Source organism: Heyndrickxia shackletonii, assembly GCF_001420715.1.
Taxonomy (GTDB): domain Bacteria; phylum Bacillota; class Bacilli; order Bacillales; family Bacillaceae_C; genus Margalitia; species Margalitia shackletonii.
In genome coordinates, this window is the sequence record NZ_LJJC01000004.1 from 1,830,952 (window position 1) to 1,847,359 (window position 16,408).

The 16,408-nt window shown below is 36.5% G+C and carries 14 protein-coding genes and 1 riboswitch; of the genes, 8 read left to right on the forward strand and 6 right to left on the reverse strand.

All coding sequences use genetic code 11. From position 1 onward, the window contains the following. Window positions 1-89: 89 nt before the first annotated feature. Together AN964_RS08665 and AN964_RS08670 are read right to left on the reverse strand one after the other, a co-directional pair. A complete protein-coding gene (locus tag AN964_RS08665; protein WP_055739295.1) occupies window positions 90-887 on the reverse strand; it encodes a YqhG family protein in 798 nt (265 codons plus the stop codon). After that, window positions 856-2,562 (reverse strand): DEAD/DEAH box helicase, encoded by a 1,707-nt coding sequence (locus AN964_RS08670; protein ID WP_055739296.1) that lies wholly within the window; start codon window positions 2,560-2,562, stop codon window positions 856-858. The genes AN964_RS08665 and AN964_RS08670 overlap by 32 nt, the downstream gene beginning before the upstream one ends. A gap of 185 nt (window positions 2,563-2,747) precedes the next feature. After that, window positions 2,748-2,845: riboswitch (glycine riboswitch) on the forward strand. Window positions 2,846-3,027: 182 nt separating this feature from the next. On the opposite strand from AN964_RS08670, the gene gcvT reads away from it, so the two are divergent. From gcvT to gcvPB, 3 genes are read left to right on the forward strand one after another with little or no spacing between them, the layout of a single operon-like run. After that, window positions 3,028-4,131: a glycine cleavage system aminomethyltransferase GcvT gene (gcvT, locus tag AN964_RS08675; RefSeq protein ID WP_055739297.1), complete on the forward strand. Its 1,104-nt coding sequence runs from the start codon at window positions 3,028-3,030 to the stop codon at window positions 4,129-4,131. Window positions 4,132-4,150: 19 nt separating this feature from the next. Further along, window positions 4,151-5,500 carry an aminomethyl-transferring glycine dehydrogenase subunit GcvPA gene (gene gcvPA, locus AN964_RS08680; RefSeq protein ID WP_055739298.1) on the forward strand — a complete coding sequence of 450 codons (1,350 nt, stop codon included), beginning with the start codon at window positions 4,151-4,153 and terminating at the stop codon, window positions 5,498-5,500. Beyond that, window positions 5,493-6,950 (forward strand): aminomethyl-transferring glycine dehydrogenase subunit GcvPB, encoded by a 1,458-nt coding sequence (gene gcvPB / locus AN964_RS08685; protein WP_055739299.1) that lies wholly within the window; start codon window positions 5,493-5,495, stop codon window positions 6,948-6,950. Before gcvPA ends, gcvPB begins: the two co-directional genes overlap by 8 nt. 34 nt (window positions 6,951-6,984) lie before the next feature. Here gcvPB and AN964_RS08690 read toward each other — a convergent pair whose 3' ends face one another. Then, window positions 6,985-7,782, reverse strand: coding sequence for an AAA family ATPase (locus tag AN964_RS08690; RefSeq protein WP_055739300.1), 798 nt, complete (start codon window positions 7,780-7,782; stop codon window positions 6,985-6,987). A gap of 330 nt (window positions 7,783-8,112) precedes the next feature. Further along, window positions 8,113-8,493, reverse strand: coding sequence for a rhodanese-like domain-containing protein (locus AN964_RS08695; RefSeq protein WP_055739301.1), 381 nt, complete (start codon window positions 8,491-8,493; stop codon window positions 8,113-8,115). Window positions 8,494-8,970: 477 nt separating this feature from the next. Between AN964_RS08695 and AN964_RS08700 the strand changes: the two genes are divergently transcribed. Both AN964_RS08700 and AN964_RS08705 read left to right on the forward strand, forming a co-directional pair. Beyond that, window positions 8,971-11,529: a vitamin B12-dependent ribonucleotide reductase gene (locus AN964_RS08700; protein ID WP_055739302.1), complete on the forward strand. Its 2,559-nt coding sequence runs from the start codon at window positions 8,971-8,973 to the stop codon at window positions 11,527-11,529. A gap of 137 nt (window positions 11,530-11,666) precedes the next feature. Beyond that, window positions 11,667-12,551 (forward strand): patatin-like phospholipase family protein, encoded by an 885-nt coding sequence (locus AN964_RS08705; protein ID WP_055739303.1) that lies wholly within the window; start codon window positions 11,667-11,669, stop codon window positions 12,549-12,551. A 3-nt stretch (window positions 12,552-12,554) separates the two neighbouring features. Here the strand turns inward: AN964_RS08705 and AN964_RS08710 are convergent, their stop codons facing one another. Together AN964_RS08710 and AN964_RS08715 are read right to left on the reverse strand one after the other, a co-directional pair. Next, window positions 12,555-12,908, reverse strand: a complete 354-nt coding sequence (locus AN964_RS08710; protein WP_055739304.1) for an SA1362 family protein — start codon at window positions 12,906-12,908, stop codon at window positions 12,555-12,557. 246 nt (window positions 12,909-13,154) lie between these two features. After that, entirely contained in the window at window positions 13,155-14,105 is a 951-nt protein-coding gene (locus AN964_RS08715; RefSeq protein ID WP_055739305.1) for a DUF1385 domain-containing protein, read from the reverse strand. A 183-nt stretch (window positions 14,106-14,288) separates the two neighbouring features. Here AN964_RS08715 and AN964_RS08720 point away from each other — a divergent pair, with 183 nt between their 5' ends. The 3 genes from AN964_RS08720 to AN964_RS08730 all read left to right on the forward strand — a co-directional run bounded on the left by AN964_RS08720 (window position 14,289) and on the right by AN964_RS08730 (window position 16,406). Further along, complete coding sequence (locus AN964_RS08720; protein WP_055739306.1) at window positions 14,289-14,807, forward strand: YqhR family membrane protein; 519 nt, start codon at window positions 14,289-14,291, stop codon at window positions 14,805-14,807. An 89-nt stretch (window positions 14,808-14,896) separates the two neighbouring features. Beyond that, window positions 14,897-15,343 (forward strand): type II 3-dehydroquinate dehydratase, encoded by a 447-nt coding sequence (gene aroQ, locus AN964_RS08725; protein ID WP_055739307.1) that lies wholly within the window; start codon window positions 14,897-14,899, stop codon window positions 15,341-15,343. Window position 15,344: 1 nt separating this feature from the next. After that, entirely contained in the window at window positions 15,345-16,406 is a 1,062-nt protein-coding gene (locus tag AN964_RS08730; RefSeq protein ID WP_055739308.1) for a M24 family metallopeptidase, read from the forward strand. The last annotated feature ends 2 nt before the right edge of the window (window positions 16,407-16,408 follow it).

Below are 16,408 nucleotides of genomic sequence, written 5' to 3' on the forward strand. Positions count from 1 at the left end.
TTTTAAAGTTAAAAAATATGTGAATCATCATATGCTGTATTCTTATATTGCCTATTGGCCTGCTAATGTGCAAGGAGCTTGCGATTTTCTTAATTTACCGTTGGCTGTGTTAAATAGAAAAGTCCCCCATTAATAATTTCTATTCTAATGCTCGGTTCGTATTGCTCACGTAAAGCTTCCTTTTCTATTTGATAGCTTTCCGGTTTTTCCTCCATGTCTTCATAAAAATGATCTAATAATGCTAAATCCTCATCCCATCTTTGTCTAGCTTGTACGGCCCATTCATGATCTTCCATTAATATTTCTTGCTTTAAAAATGCTTCGATCCTATTTATTCCGCTTTTTGGCATAATGATAGGGGATAGCGTAAAACATAAATCGGGTATCTTTGGTGTAAGCTTTTTTGTTTGTAAATAGTCTTGAAAATTTTCCACTAATCCGCCATTAATCATGTTAAGACCAAAAGATCGAAAAATATCCCGCTTGCGATCACATTGATAGGAGATTTTTATATTTACACCTAACCAAGGATACAAAGGTCGTTGTTGATTATGTAAAACCTTTGTCTCTTCAAATAATCGAATAAACCCAGCGAGTTTTTTCGTCGATTGAAATATTTGATGAAGCCGAGGTGCTCCGAAATGAATCATTTCGCCTTTGACTTCATCAGGAGTTTTACTTTTATCTGTAATAATAGTTAGCTTTGCAGGATTAGGAATACCACCTGTTTTCTCTAAATAATGCCAATAAAAAGGGCGATTCATAAGTTCTTTATCCATATCAATAGTAAGTTGTACGGTTAAATAACCATTTTGGTTCTCCAAAATTTCGCATTCATTAGCCAAGAAGTAACGTTCAAGATATTGATGAATTTCCTCCTGCTGCATGCAGCGTTTCCTCCTCTCGATTTTTCATCGTTTCTGCAAATTGAATCATTTCTGTTAGGTTCTCCATTTTTATTTTCATTTCCCCTTCAGATTTAGAATTCTGAAAGATATCTTTTAAATGGTTCTCCAATTTACCGAATTCCAGTCTTGTCAATATGTCATCCAGCTCTCCAATAACCCGCTCAAATAAATTAATTTTTTCGTACAGCAGCTTTAAAATATGATCTTCTACTGTGTTTTTTGTAGCAAAATTATAAATATGCACATCCTCTTCCTGACCAAGACGATGTACACGTCCAATCCTTTGCTCCAATCTCATCGGATTCCATGGCAAATCAAAGTTAATCATATGGTGACAAAATTGTAGATTAATTCCCTCCCCGCCAGCTTCAGTTGCAATCAGAACTTGGATATGTTTTTGGAACAGTTCTTTCATCCAGTCTTTTTTTCCGCGTTTAAATCCGCCCCGAAACGGAACAGAAGTGATTCCATGCTGTTTTAAAAACCATTGCAAATATAGCTGGGTTGCACGGTATTCTGTAAAAATGATAACTTTATCATTTATTTGCTTTATAAGCTCCAGTGTTTTTTCCGCTTTTGAATTTTGTTTAACCGCTTCAATTTTTTTTATGAGGAAGTGTATTTTTTCCTCAAATTCAGGTGTTGGATTTTCTCTTTTTTTAAGCATATTTTTTAAAGTATAATATACAGCCTCTCTGCTGCTGCATGCTTCTCTTTGCAGTGTCATAATGGTAAATCCGGCATTTGCGACATAATCATGATTTCCTTTTAAAACATCAATTGCATTATAAAGTTCTCTTTCTTCGTTATTAAATTCTATTAATACAGTTTTTACATGGCGTTTCGTCCATTCAATTCCTGTATCTGCACGGCGATTGCGGATCATAACCTTATTAACTAAATCATTAAGATGTTTATCATCTTTTATATTACGATCCCCATTTTTATATTTCTCAAGAAACCCTGTTTGGTTGCCTAGATGTCCGGGCTTTAATAAAGACACGAGATGAAAGATTTCGTCAATCCGGTTTTGGATAGGGGTCGCCGTCAATAATAAACAAAATTTCTTTTTAAGATTTTGAACAAATTCATAGTTTTTGGTTTTATGATTTTTTAATTTGTGCGCTTCATCGATTATCACTAAATCATAATTTTGTTCGTATATTTTTTCTCTGTGCGGACTTCTTTTCGCTGTATCGATAGATGAAACAACACAATCGCATTGATCCCATACATAGCTTTTCTTTTGTGCAACAGCAGGAATATGAAATTTCGTATTTAACTCGAAAGCCCATTGAGAAACTAATGAGGCAGGTACTAAAATCAAAACTTTTTTCACCAGTTTTCGAATCATATATTCTTTTAAGATTAAGCCGGCTTCAATTGTTTTCCCGAGCCCTACTTCATCTGCAAGAATCGCTTTTCCGTTCATCTTTTCGACTACTTGTCTCGCAACCTCTAATTGATGTGGCAAAGGTTTAAGATTTGCTAAATGCTTTGGAGCTTGTAATCCTTCAAATTCAGGGATAATGAAATGTTTTTCCATTTCAATTGCTAGCTTATAAAGCTCCCAATTTCCCCATGGACCATCCTTCCCGAAACGCTCTGATAATTCCTCTCCCCAAACTTGATCAAATTCAATATGGATCGTCATTTATGCCACTCCTTATTCTGTGATCCAAGGACTGTAAAATAGAATAAAATATGTCCTAATTCTGTACTAAAAATGATTGCTGAAAAATGTGTTTAATGTTAGGATGAAAATAGCTTGAACATAAAGTAAAGCATGACATTTTCGTTATTTCTTAGTATGCCCACTTTTTAATTTAATATAGGCGAATGAGAACAGGGGGAGAGACTGCCGCGTACTTGGCAGCGCCGAAGGAGCAAATAGCGAAAGTTGTGAATCTCTCAGGCAAAAAGACTCTTGTTTGACGCAGCTCTGGAGAGTGCTTATTATAAGCCACCCAAGAGGAAAACCATTATGACGGTAAACTTTCAGGTTACAGGACAGAGAAACTCAGGCTTTAATATGCAGAGTTTTTCTGTCCTTTTTTATGCCTTTCTGCCTAAAAAAGAGCATAGTAAGAATTCTACTATCAAATGAGGGGGAAAAAGAATGTCATTAAAAAGAACACCATTGTTTGATGTTTATAAAGAATATGGTGGGAAAACAATTGATTTTGGCGGATGGGAGCTTCCGGTGCAATTCTCTAGCATTAAGGAAGAGCATGAAGCCGTGAGAACAAAAGCTGGATTATTTGATGTTTCTCATATGGGAGAATTCACGGTAAAAGGTAAAGACAGTTTAGCGTTTTTACAAAAAATGATGACAAATGATATTGCGAAAATTGCAGATAACGGTGCCCAGTACACTGCAATGTGTTATGAAAATGGCGGCACCGTTGATGACTTATTGGTCTATAGAAATTCAGAGGAAGATTTCTTACTCGTTGTAAACGCAGCAAATATTGAAAAAGATTTTGTATGGCTAGAGAAGCATGTATTCGGTGATGTGAAGCTTGAAAATATTTCTGATAGCATTGCACAGCTTGCCATTCAAGGACCGAAAGCGCAAGGAATTCTACAAAAACTAGCAACAAACAAGGAATTGTCGGAGATTAAGTTTTTTAAATTTTCTTCCAACGTTGACTTATCTGTAGCTTCTGCACTGGTTTCAAGAACTGGATATACTGGGGAAGATGGTTTTGAAATTTATTGCAAAAAAGAAGATGCAGCAAGCTTATGGAAAGCTATATTAGAGACCGGCAAAGAAGATGGAGTATTACCTTGTGGACTAGGTGCAAGGGATACACTTCGTTTTGAAGCTACCCTTCCTTTATACGGACAAGAGCTTTCTGCAGATATTTCCCCATTGGAAGCGGGAATTGGCTTTGCCGTGAAAGTAGGGAAAGAAGCTGATTTTATCGGTAAAAATGCTTTAGCCTCTCAAAAAGAAAATGGCTTAAAGCGTAAGTTAGTTGGAATTGAAATGATTGATCGAGGCATTCCAAGACATGGCTACAAAGTATTCGCAAGTGATGTTGAAATTGGTGAAGTAACTTCAGGTACACAATCTCCAACATTCAAAACGAACATTGGACTTGCACTAGTCAATATCGAAAATAGTGAAATTGGCCAAGAAGTAAACGTAGAAATACGTGGGAAATTATTAAAGGCTAAAGTTGTGCCAACACCATTTTATAAAAGGGTAAAAAAATAGGATGGGAGAGAACCGAAACATGACAACGCATCGTTATTTGCCGATGACAGAACAAGATCAAAAAGAGATGCTGGCAGCAATAGGGGTAGACTCAGTTGATGAATTGTTCCAAGACATTCCGGAAAAAGTTCGTTTTAAAGGTCAATATAATATTAAAAAAGCAAAATCGGAAACAGCTTTATTAAAAGAATTATCAAGATTAGCTTCCAAGAATGCAGACTTAAAACAATATGTTTCCTTCTTAGGAGCGGGAGTATATGACCATTACATTCCGACAATTGTCGATCATGTCATTTCAAGATCAGAATTCTATACTGCATATACACCATATCAGCCTGAAATTTCTCAAGGTGAATTACAGGCAATCTTTGAATTTCAAACGATGATTTGTGAATTAACAGGTATGGATGTAGCAAATTCATCTATGTATGATGGGGGAACTGCTCTTGCAGAAGCTGCAATGCTTTCTTGCGGTCAAACAAAACGGAAAAAAGTTCTTATTTCGGAAGCGGTCCATCCTGAATCCCGTGAAGTATTAAAAACTTATGCAAAAGGCCAATACATTGAAGTGGTGGAAATTCCTCATGAAAATGGTGTTACAAACCTTGACGCATTAAAAGCGGAAATAGATGATCAGGTTGCCGCAGTAATTGTTCAATATCCAAACTTTTTTGGACAAATTGAACCTCTAAAGGAGATTGAACCTATTGCTCATCAATTTAAAGGGCTGTTTGTTGTTTCAAGTAATCCGCTAGCATTGGGAGTTTTAACCCCTCCTGGTTCATTTGGAGCTGATATTGTTGTCGGGGATGCGCAAACTTTTGGAATCCCATCTGCATTTGGTGGCCCCCATTGCGGATATTTCGCTGTAACAAATAAATTAATGAGAAAAGTTCCTGGTCGATTAGTGGGACAAACGACAGATGAGAATGGTCTAAGGGGATTTGTATTAACCCTACAAGCACGTGAACAACATATTAGACGTGACAAAGCTACATCTAATATATGTTCAAACCAAGCATTAAATGCACTTGCAGCATCTGTAGCCATGACAGCTTTAGGGAAAAAAGGCGTAAAGGAAATGGCTTCACAAAATATTCATAAGACCCAATATGCTCAGCGTGTTTTCAAAGATAATGGGTTTGACATTGCTTTTACAGGACCAAGCTTTAATGAATTTGTTGTTAAGCTCGCTAAACCTGTTAAAGAAGTTAATCAGAAATTATTAGAGAGTGGCATCATTGGCGGCTATGATTTAGGCAGAGATTATCCAGGATTAGAGAATCATATGCTTATAGCTGTAACGGAACTTCGCACGAAAGAAGAAATTGATAACTTCGTAGAGGAATTGGGGGATAGCCATGAATAATGCAAATCAACCACTCATTTTTGAGATAACGAAACAAGGTCGTGTTGGATATAGCTTACCTGAATTAGATGTACCCGAAACAAATCTTGGAGAATATCTTCCTACAGATTATCTTCGAGTAGAGGAACCAAATCTTCCAGAGGTAGCCGAGCTAGATATTATGCGTCACTATACCGCGTTGTCAAAGCGCAACCACGGTGTTGATTCCGGATTTTATCCACTAGGTTCCTGTACCATGAAATATAATCCAAAAATTAATGAGGTTGTTGCTCGTTACCCTGGTTTTGCCCATATTCATCCATTACAAGATGAAAGCTCTGTCCAAGGTGCTTTAGGATTATTGTACGATTTACAAGAGCATTTAATTGAAATTACTGGAATGGACGAAGTAACCCTTCAACCTGCAGCTGGAGCCCATGGAGAGTGGACTGGATTAATGATGATTCGTGCATATCATGAAGCAAACGGGGACACACAGAGAACAAAAGTAATTGTTCCTGATTCTGCTCACGGTACGAATCCTGCATCTGCTACTGTAGCTGGTCTTGAAACGATTACGGTTAAGTCAAATGAAAATGGCTTGGTAGATTTAGATGATTTAAGAAGCTTAGTTGGACCTGATACGGCTGCTTTAATGCTGACTAACCCAAATACTCTTGGTCTTTTTGAAGAAAATATTCTTGAAATGGCGGAGATTGTTCATAGCGCCGGTGGTAAATTGTATTATGATGGTGCAAACCTTAATGCTGTATTATCGAAAGCACGCCCAGGAGATATGGGATTTGATGTCGTGCATTTAAACCTTCATAAAACATTTACTGGACCTCATGGTGGTGGTGGACCTGGCTCTGGACCTGTTGGAGTGAAAAAAGAATTAATTCCTTTCTTACCGAAACCAGTTATCGTGAAAAAAGGGGACGAATTTGCCTTTGATTATGATCGTCCACAATCCATTGGCCGTGTAAAACCATATTACGGAAACTTTGGTATTAATGTCAGAGCCTATACGTATATCCGGACAATGGGTCCTGACGGATTACAAGCGGTAACAGAAAATGCAGTATTAAATGCGAATTATATGATGAGAAGATTAGCAGAATATTATGATCTTCCGTATGATCGTCATTGTAAGCATGAATTTGTATTAAGCGGCAAACGTCAAAAGAAACTTGGTGTACGTACATTGGATATCGCAAAACGACTGTTAGACTTTGGATACCATCCGCCTACTATTTACTTCCCGCTTAATGTGGAAGAGTGTATGATGATTGAGCCTACGGAAACAGAATCAAAGGAAACGCTTGATGCCTTTATCGATGCAATGATTCAAATTGCAAAAGAAACGGAAGAGAATCCTGAGATTGTGCAAGAAGCTCCGCATAACACTGTCATTAAACGTCTTGATGAAACACAAGCGGCACGAAAACCGATTTTAAGATATCAAGTATAATAATTAAGGCCTCTTTTTGGGAAGAGGTCTTTTTCTATAGATATTTTAGAAAGCGCTGCGGTGCTTCTAAAAATTGTTTTGTAATCTGAACATGCTCCGTCTCCTCAAAGTCTATTTTTGCAGGAGGATGAGAATCAAAAGTATATAAATCTGCATCAGGAATCCCCATTAATATTGGAGAATGAGTGACAATGATAAATTGGGATCCGCTTTGAACTGCTTCGAGAATAATACTGATTAATGTAAGTTGCCGCATAGGAGATAAAGGAGCTTCTGGCTCATCGAGTAAATATAGCCCATTTGGCTTGATTCTTGCTTGAAAGAAATCTAAAAAGCTTTCACCGTGGGATCTAGTTTCCAAACCATTTTGATAGAGGTGATTTAGTTCATATAATGTTCGTTTGTGTGGCAAAGATGCTAGGGATTTTGCATGAGCTGACTTATGTCTGTATTCTTCTTCTATTAAATTCAATTGATGTTCCGCTTCTAATCTCATCTGTTTGACTCGTTTTGTGAATGATATAAAATCCTCCGCTCTAAGAAAGAAACCTGTTCTTGTCTTTTCCCGCCATTTTATAAAGAAAGAATCAGCTAGCGCCTTTGCGTGCCGTAAATCAGGGTCATCATTTACTTCTGCACCACCCGCAGTCGGAAGCTGACAGGCTGCTGCTAAACCTTCCAGAAACGTTGATTTTCCACTCCCGTTTTCCCCTATGAAAATAGTAATTGGATGAAGAAAGTGAATGGACTGAAAATCTTCAAAGATCGGCAAAGAAAAAGGATAATTACGGTTGGTGGTTATATCCTTCCATTGTATCGACTGTAAAAACATAACTTTTTCACCTATCTTTCTTTTTTTATATAAAGGCCCTGTTATAACTGAATATTGATTTTACCTGTTTGAAAAATAAACGGAAAATTTCCGTTTAAATTTGGAAATACTCCTATTTCCCTAAAAATAAGGGGAGGTTTTCCGGTTATGTTATCCAAATCCTTGGATTTTGTCCTATTTAGAGCAGTTAATCGGAATATCTCCGCTTATATCTACTACTTATGCCTCCATTATATACATTAGCCGGAAATACTCCGCCTATGAATTCTCATACGTAAACGAAAAATAATAGAGCCTATATAAAAAACCGCAGTCAATCTGCGGTTTTCATTATTTTGCTTTAATACGGCCTGTCCACTTCTTAAAGCCGCCTTGTAGCTGATATAAGTCCTTATAGCCTTTTCGGTATAACATCTGAGCGACACGTGCACTTCTCATTCCGCTTTGGCAATATAGATAAACAGGTTTATCCGGGCGAATTTCTTTCATTCTCATTTTCATTTGAGATAGAGGAATATTCCGGGCTCCAAGGATGTGACCGTTCTCAAATTCATTTACCTCACGAACATCAATAAGCTGAGCCTTTCGATATCCGGCTTTGAATTCTTCTTCTGTTAATGTTTTAACGATTCTTTTTTGCGCAAAATAATTATAAAGAGTATAAGCAAGAATCGCTACAACTACGATGATAAAAAAATACCATTGTGACAATTTTTTTGCTCCTTTCTGCGAGTAACACTATATCTATTATATTCGTCAAAGCTTCATGAATCAAAACATTTTAACAAAACTGTATAAGATTAAAAAAATCACCTTCTAATATAAAAAAATAAAAATTTCAACAAAAATATTTATTTTTTTTATAAATTGCTATTGCGTAGAATTCCCTTTTAATGCGGGGTTTAATTTTAATTGTTTCTATTGCAACGTGGGAATTCATCTGTTTTTAAGGATAATTCCTATTGAATCTTAGAATATCTCTTCTAATCTCCTAATTTTGCTTTATTCAACATTTGACAAAAACGGACAAAAGTCACCTAAAAACTATATATAGTATATAATTCTGTTTTTTAAATACTATATGTTGATATTGAGGTGGGATTTATGATAATTTATTATAAGTAAATACATCTCAGAGTTTAACTTGCTAGAGTTAGAAATTGATAGATATATAAAGGAGTTGTCAAAATGTCTGTTGCGTTTACCACAAAAATGAATATTGATAAGGAGAGGTTAAACAAGGATATTAGTCTTTTTCCTCAAGTTCACCCTATTTCTTCTGACATGCACATCACGCATAAAGGGGTATCCCGTCTTGTCATGATTGACCGCTATGCATTCAAGGATACAGAAAAGATTACTCTTACAGCTGGTGACTTTGTCGTTTTAACCATCAAAGAAGACCCTAAATTTCCTGCTCGCGGATTAGGATTTATACAAGAGATAGATTGGGAAAGAAATGTTGCAAAGGTTTTGATTGAGGAGGAGTACAGAAGTGCACTTGATGATCAAAACGAAATAGAAACAGGCTTAATTGTTCGATCTATTGACATAATTGAAAAGCCTTTAGAAGTTTATTATGAGCAAATTGCGAAACGCAACGCAACAGGCCTTGCTGCAGTTGAAAAAACAGAGGAAAAACGTAAAGAATGGTTTGAAAAATTCTATCAAGAATTAGTAAACCTAAATTTTGTTCCAGCCGGTAGGGTATTATACGGCGCTGGAGCTGATACAGATGTAACGTATTTTAATTGCTATGTGATGCCGTTTGTTCCTGATTCCCGCGAAGGTATTTCCGAACACAGGAAGCAAGTAATGGAAATCATGAGCCGAGGCGGCGGAGTCGGAACTAACGGTTCAACACTTCGTCCAAGAAATACATTAGCAAAAGGGGTAAACGGAAAATCATCCGGATCAGTTTCATGGTTGGATGATATTGCGAAACTCACACATCTTGTAGAACAAGGTGGATCAAGACGTGGGGCACAAATGATAATGCTTTCTTCATGGCACCCGGATATAGTGGAATTTATTATTTCAAAAATGCAAAATCCTCGTATATTAAGATTTTTACTTGAGACGACAGAAGACGAGACAATTAAAAAGCACGCGAAAGAAAAGCTCAAATTTACACCGCTGACTGAACAAGAAAAAGCGATGTATCAGGGAATATTAAATTATAAATCGATTCCTGGCCAAGGTGGTTTTAGCGAAGGTATTTTAAATGATGCTCAGGAAAAGTTGACTGCTGGTGGTACCTATACCGTTCATAATCCAGAATTCTTAACAGGTGCCAATATTTCTGTATGTTTAACAAAAGATTTCATGGATGCAGTTGAACAAGATGCTGTATATGAACTTCGTTTCCCAGATGTTGAAAATTATAGCGCGGAAGAAATGAAGATTTATAATGAAGAATGGCATAAAGTCGGAGACGTTCGTGAATGGGAAAAGCTCGGACATAAAGTCAAAACATACCGCAAAATGAAAGCAAAAGAATTGTGGAATTTAATTAATATTTGTGCTACTTATTCTGCAGAACCTGGTATTTTCTTTATTGATAATGCAAACGACATGACTAATGCAAAGGCATATGGACAAAAAGTTGTTGCGACAAACCCATGTGGTGAACAACCCCTCGCACCATTCAGTGTCTGCAACTTAGCAGCGGTGAATTTAGCACAAATGGCAGATAAAGAAAATAAAACGGTTAATTTCGAAAAGCTAAAACAAACGGTTGAAATTGGCGTTAGAATGCAAGATAACGTTATTGATGCTACTCCATATTTCCTTGAAGAAAACAAAAAGCAAGCACTTGGTGAACGCCGTGTAGGTCTAGGTGTGATGGGACTTGCCGATTTATTGATTTACTGTGAAAAAGAATATGGCTCTGAAGAAGGAAATATTCTTGTAGATAAAGTGTTTGAAACGATTGCAACTACAGCATATCGTGCTTCTATTGAGCTTGCGAAAGAAAAAGGAAGCTTCCCATTCTTAGTAGGAGAAACAGACGAGGAAACTAACAGATTACGCAAAGCATTCATCGAAACGGGATATATGAGCAAAATGCCTGAAGACATAAGACAATCCATTCTTGCGGATGGAATTCGCAATTCGCATCTTCTTACAGTTGCTCCGACAGGATCAACCGGAACAATGATTGGCTGTTCAACAGGCTTAGAACCATATTTCTCCTTTACTTATTACCGCAGCGGACGTTTAGGTAAATTTATTGAAGTAAAAGCGGAAATCGTTCAAGAATATCTAGACAAACATCCAGAAGCAGACCCAAATCAACTTCCATTTTGGTTCACAACAGCGATGGAGCTTGCGCCGGAAGCACATGCAGATGTACAATGTGTCATTCAAAGATGGATTGATAGCTCTATTTCCAAAACGGTAAATGCACCGCGCGGATATTCCGTGGAACAAGTTCAAAAGGTTTATGAGCGACTTTATAAAGGCGGAGCAAAGGGCGGCACAGTTTATGTTGACGGCAGCCGTGATTCGCAAGTTTTAACATTGAAGGCGGAAGAAAATCAATTTGATGAAGATGTTAATGCAAATCAACCGGAAAAACCAGCGGTCGTATTAGTGGATACCATCCAGGATTTACGTTCCACAAGTGTGACAATTGGATCGGAAATAGGTAATACATGTCCAGTATGTCGTAAAGGAACGGTAAAAGAAATTGGTGGATGCAATACTTGTGACAATTGCAATGCCCAATTAAAATGTGGATTGTAAAGCAAAAAAAGAGGAGTTAAGCATTGGGCTTAGCTCCTTTTCTATTTAAAACATAATTTTTGTTTAAGCTAATAAGTTCTATTTTCCTTTCCCCATTCTTAAAAATATATAAATACTACCTGAAGGGGATGGAGATTATGGAGATTGATGGTGTGTTTTCTGGAGGTGGGATAAAAGGATTAGCATTAATTGGTGCATATGAGGAGCTTGAATCAAGAGGATATACATTTAAACGGATTGCCGGGACAAGTGCCGGATCCATTATTGCAGCACTTGTTGCAGCCGGATATACTAGTCAAGAATTAAGGCAGTTAGCTGCGGAAGTGGATCTTTCTCAATTTCTGGATACACGAAAGACGTTGCTTCCTTTGCCATTCACAAAATGGCTATTTTTATACTGGAGATTAGGTTTATATCGAGGCAAGGCTTTCGAAGAATGGCTATCAATGAAATTAGCGGAAAAGGGAGTATATACCTTTGCAGATATGCCGAAAGAAAAACTAAGAGTTGTAGCTTCTGATTTAACAAATGGGAGATTATTAGTTCTACCTGATAATTTAGTGGACCTTGGCGTTCCAATCGACAGTTTTCCGGTTGCAAAAGCGATAAGAATGAGCTGTAGCATCCCTTATTTTTTTGAACCAGTCAAACTAAAATCCTTAGATGGTACAAACTTTATCGTAGATGGTGCAGTATTAAGTAATTTCCCAATGTGGCTATTTGTAGAAGAAGGCACAAAAAAAATACGGCCAGTAATTGGTATTTCTTTAAGCACCAAGCTAAAGGATCATCGAAAACATGTAATAAAAAATGGCTTTCAATTATTTGGAGCATTGTTTGACACAATGAAGGACGCTCATGATATGAAATATATTTCGCGGCAAATGGAAAAGGATATTATCTTTATTCCGACAGATAACTTTACATCGATTGAATTTGATTTAATAAAGGAAAAAAAAGACGCCCTCATTGATTTAGGACGTTTGCGAACCAAAGAATTTTTAAAAAAATGGTCATATTAAGATTTAGAAGATTGCACGATTTTTCTTTTTTCCTTTTTTTCCTTCGATTACGGTAAGCTGAACGTCTGATTTTTTTCGAATCGGTTTTTTACGGGCTTGTAAGGTTTGCTTACCGGATGATTGCCGTTTTTTTAGACGCCTTTTTGATTTTCGGGCTGCTTTGATAAAATTTCTTTGTTCTTTTGCATTAGATTTTTTGCCAATCCATATTCGATAAATGAAAAAGATAGCCGCTATTACAAGAACAGAAAACAATATTTGCCTAAAAAGGGAAGCTGGATTTATAAATAATTTTGTACCAAAGCCAATGACTGCTAGGAGAAAGATAACACCAATTAGACTATTTCTTATGTGCAAAAAAGCCACCTCCATTTGAGCATCATAAGCATTGTTTCCTCAAAATCAACCTTTTATACCAATTTTCAATTCAATTTGGAATGAGTTTCATTTCAAGTATAAATCTCCATTCTTTTTTCGTTCTGAAAAAAACAAATCGGTATGCGGCCGATATTGCCTATAATAAGTTTTTAAAAGGAATATAACTTTCTCAGAGAAAGCAATTCGGACCGCAGACCCATTTATCAGTTTGGTAAACAATCTATTTTATAGGGACATATTCGGTGTTTCCGCGGAAATGTCTTTTTTCTCGTTTTCCACCCGTAGCAATTCTTTAAATGATGCAATTGCAACTTCTACCTGATCATCTGTTGGTTCCTTTGTTGTTAGGAGCTGTAGCCATAATCCGGGATATCCAAGGTATCTTAGAACAGGGATTTCCCGTAATTTATTTGTAAATTGCAAAACCTCAAATGAGACTCCAAGTACAACAGGAATAAGAGCAATTCGATCCACAATCCTTAACCATAATGGACTTGTCGGAACGAATAAATATATGATGACGCCGATGAAAACTGTAAATAGAATAAAACTGCTTCCGCAACGATAATGCAATCGTGACTGTGATTGCACATTTTCTACTGTAAGCTCTAAATTATTTTCAAAGGTATTGATTACCTTGTGTTCTGCCCCATGATATTGAAAAACACGCTTAATAAGAGGTGTTAAGGATACAAAATAAATATATCCCAACAATAGAAGAAGCTTAAAAAATCCCTCAAGTAATACTTGTGCGACATCATTTGATAGGATGGGTTTAAACAAAGCTGCAAGAAATATAGGGACAAGTGTAAAAACAAACTTACCAAATAAAAAAGAAAGTACGCCAAGGGTTGCAACACCTATGACCATGGTTGTTTTGGAAACCTTTTCATCCTTTATTTTTTCATCGTCATTAGGATCTACTTCAAATTTCTCGCTTGAAAAGCTTAAATGCTGGGATCCGTTCGCGCTTGCTTCTATTATCGCAATAATCCCTCTAAGAAATGGTATCTTTTTTAGCATTTGTAACACAGGCCTTGTTTTACGAGGTAAATAAAAATATTCGATGGAAGAATCCTTTCGTCGTACCGCCGTAACGGTTTGATATTTTCCACCAAACATTACTCCCTCTATAACTGCTTGCCCACCGTAAGAAGGGGCTTTTTGATTATCCATGAAAGTCACCAGCCTATTTTCTAATAAAGAATCGAATTTTCGATATCTCCCTCTCGTATAGAGTTATATTCATTTTACTAAAAAAAACGTTATACGACTAGCTGGAATAGATATGGTTATTCTACTAATAAGGACTTTGAAACAATTGTGTCAAAAGCTCCTTAATTTTTGGAGGTGAATTACATGGATTCGAAACATGAAGAAGCTGGATTCAATGAAGCGGGTTCTTTTGCTAAGATGGTTTTTATCACCGGATTCTTCGGAGGACTTTTGTGGAGTGCAGTAGGATATTTTACTTATTATTTAAACTTTATTAAAGTGGAACCTAACATTATTTTAGAGCCGTTTACTGTTGGTTCTTGGAGAGAAAGCTGGATTGGGATAGTCAGTTCCATTATCGCATATGGCATTATTTCCATTCCCGTTTCATTTATATATTACGCAATTTTAAAAAAATTTAAAACAATATGGGTTGGGGCCATTTACGGCATTGTATTATTTTTAATAGTGTTTATCATATTAAATCCGATTTTTCCAGGTATGAAGCCGTTTCTAAAACTGGATTTAAATACGATTATCACATGTGCGTGTTTATATATTCTGTACGGAGTTTTCATAGGGTACTCTATATCTTATGAACAAAATGAAAGAACACATTATCAGGATAAAAATAAAGAAAAAAATAAGGATATGAAAAGTTAATTTGCTTTTTATCGCATGGCTAGTTTCGTTTTCATTTTTTATGATAGAATGAATATGTTGAACATTCTTACATAAAAAGGTGTAAAAAAATGAAAAAAATCTTAGTTCTAAATGGTCCAAATTTAAATTTGCTTGGGAAAAGAGAACCTACAATTTATGGAAACAATACACTCGATTATTTAATTGAAGATCTAAAAAAAACAGCTGCTTCCTATGGTGCTGTCACGGAAGCATTTCAGTCCAACCACGAAGGCGACTTAATTGACCAAATACATCATGCAGAAGAGGAAAACTATACAGGGATTATTTTAAACCCAGGGGCTTTTACACATTATAGTTATGCTATTCGTGATGCGATAGCTTCAGTCAATGTTCCTGTTGTTGAAGTGCATATTTCAAATGTACATGCAAGGGAATCTTTTAGAAGAGAATCTGTCACTGCGCCAGTTACAGTTGGCCAAATTGTTGGTTTTGGTTTTTTTGGTTATGAATTAGCTTTAAAAGCATTGCTTGAATACATAAAAAGGGGAGAATGAAATGAAAAAACTGGATAAATTACGTGAGGCATTTCGGGGAAATGGAATAGATGGAATTTTAATTACTAGTGATTATAATCGCCGATATATTTCAAATTTTACCGGAACAGCGGGAGTAGTCCTTATAAGCCAAGATAAAGCTTTGTTTATTACTGATTTCCGTTATGTAGAACAAGCTTCTAAACAGGCTGAAGGCTTTACAATTGTTCAACACAAAGGCCTTATCCATGAGGAAATAGCGAGTCAGGTTAAACAGCTTGGCATAAAAAAACTAGGATTTGAACAAGACTATGTAACATATTCTTCTTTCCAAACATATCAAAAGGAAATCCAAGCAGAATTAGTGCCAGTCACAAACCTTATTGAAAATTTACGCTTGATAAAGACTGAATCAGAGATTAAGATATTAAAGGAAGCTGCCGACATAGCGGATGCGGCATTCAAACATATTATAGATTATATTAAACCGGGATTGACAGAGCTTGAAGTTTCGAATGAGCTTGAGTTTTTTATGAGAAAATGTGGAGCGACCTCTTCTTCTTTCAACACTATCGTAGCATCTGGAACTCGTTCCGCTCTTCCACATGGAGTGGCAAGTGACAAAGTTATCGAAAAAGGCGACTTTGTTACTTTAGATTACGGAGCTCTTTATAAAGGCTATGTGTCCGATATTACGCGAACAGTAGCGGTTGGTGAACCACCTGCAAAGCTAAAAGAAATTTATAATATTGTATTAGAATCTCAATTACTTTCCATTGAAAAAATCAAACCTGGAATGACAGGAATTGAAGCCGATGCTATTGCTCGTGATTATATAGCAAACCATGGTTATGGGGAATATTTCGGCCATTCCTTAGGGCATGGAATTGGTCTTGAGGTTCATGAAGGACCATCCTTATCCGTCCGTTCGGATATCGTTCTGAAACCAGGAATGGTTGTTACAGTGGAGCCGGGAATTTATGTTCCGGGACTGGGCGGCGTAAGAATAGAAGATGATACATTAATCACAGATAACTCAAACGAAACCATCACACATTCCACAAAGGATTTAATAATACTGTAGAA

What these genes read in the sequence shown, in the direction of transcription:
- AN964_RS08705 (WP_055739303.1), top strand. Translation starts at nt 11,667, where the DNA reads ATGGAGATTGATGGTGTGTTTTCTGGAGGTGGGATAAAAGGATTAGCA.
- aroQ (WP_055739307.1), top strand. Translation starts at nt 14,897, where the DNA reads ATGAAAAAAATCTTAGTTCTAAATGGTCCAAATTTAAATTTGCTTGGG.
- AN964_RS08715 (WP_055739305.1), bottom strand. Translation starts at nt 14,105, where the DNA reads ATGGATAATCAAAAAGCCCCTTCTTACGGTGGGCAAGCAGTTATAGAG.
- AN964_RS08665 (WP_055739295.1), bottom strand. Translation starts at nt 887, where the DNA reads ATGCAGCAGGAGGAAATTCATCAATATCTTGAACGTTACTTCTTGGCT.
- AN964_RS08720 (WP_055739306.1), top strand. Translation starts at nt 14,289, where the DNA reads ATGGATTCGAAACATGAAGAAGCTGGATTCAATGAAGCGGGTTCTTTT.
- gcvPA (WP_055739298.1), top strand. Translation starts at nt 4,151, where the DNA reads ATGACAACGCATCGTTATTTGCCGATGACAGAACAAGATCAAAAAGAG.
- gcvPB (WP_055739299.1), top strand. Translation starts at nt 5,493, where the DNA reads ATGAATAATGCAAATCAACCACTCATTTTTGAGATAACGAAACAAGGT.
- AN964_RS08670 (WP_055739296.1), bottom strand. Translation starts at nt 2,562, where the DNA reads ATGACGATCCATATTGAATTTGATCAAGTTTGGGGAGAGGAATTATCA.
- gcvT (WP_055739297.1), top strand. Translation starts at nt 3,028, where the DNA reads ATGTCATTAAAAAGAACACCATTGTTTGATGTTTATAAAGAATATGGT.
- AN964_RS08700 (WP_055739302.1), top strand. Translation starts at nt 8,971, where the DNA reads ATGTCTGTTGCGTTTACCACAAAAATGAATATTGATAAGGAGAGGTTA.
- AN964_RS08730 (WP_055739308.1), top strand. Translation starts at nt 15,345, where the DNA reads ATGAAAAAACTGGATAAATTACGTGAGGCATTTCGGGGAAATGGAATA.
- AN964_RS08690 (WP_055739300.1), bottom strand. Translation starts at nt 7,782, where the DNA reads ATGTTTTTACAGTCGATACAATGGAAGGATATAACCACCAACCGTAAT.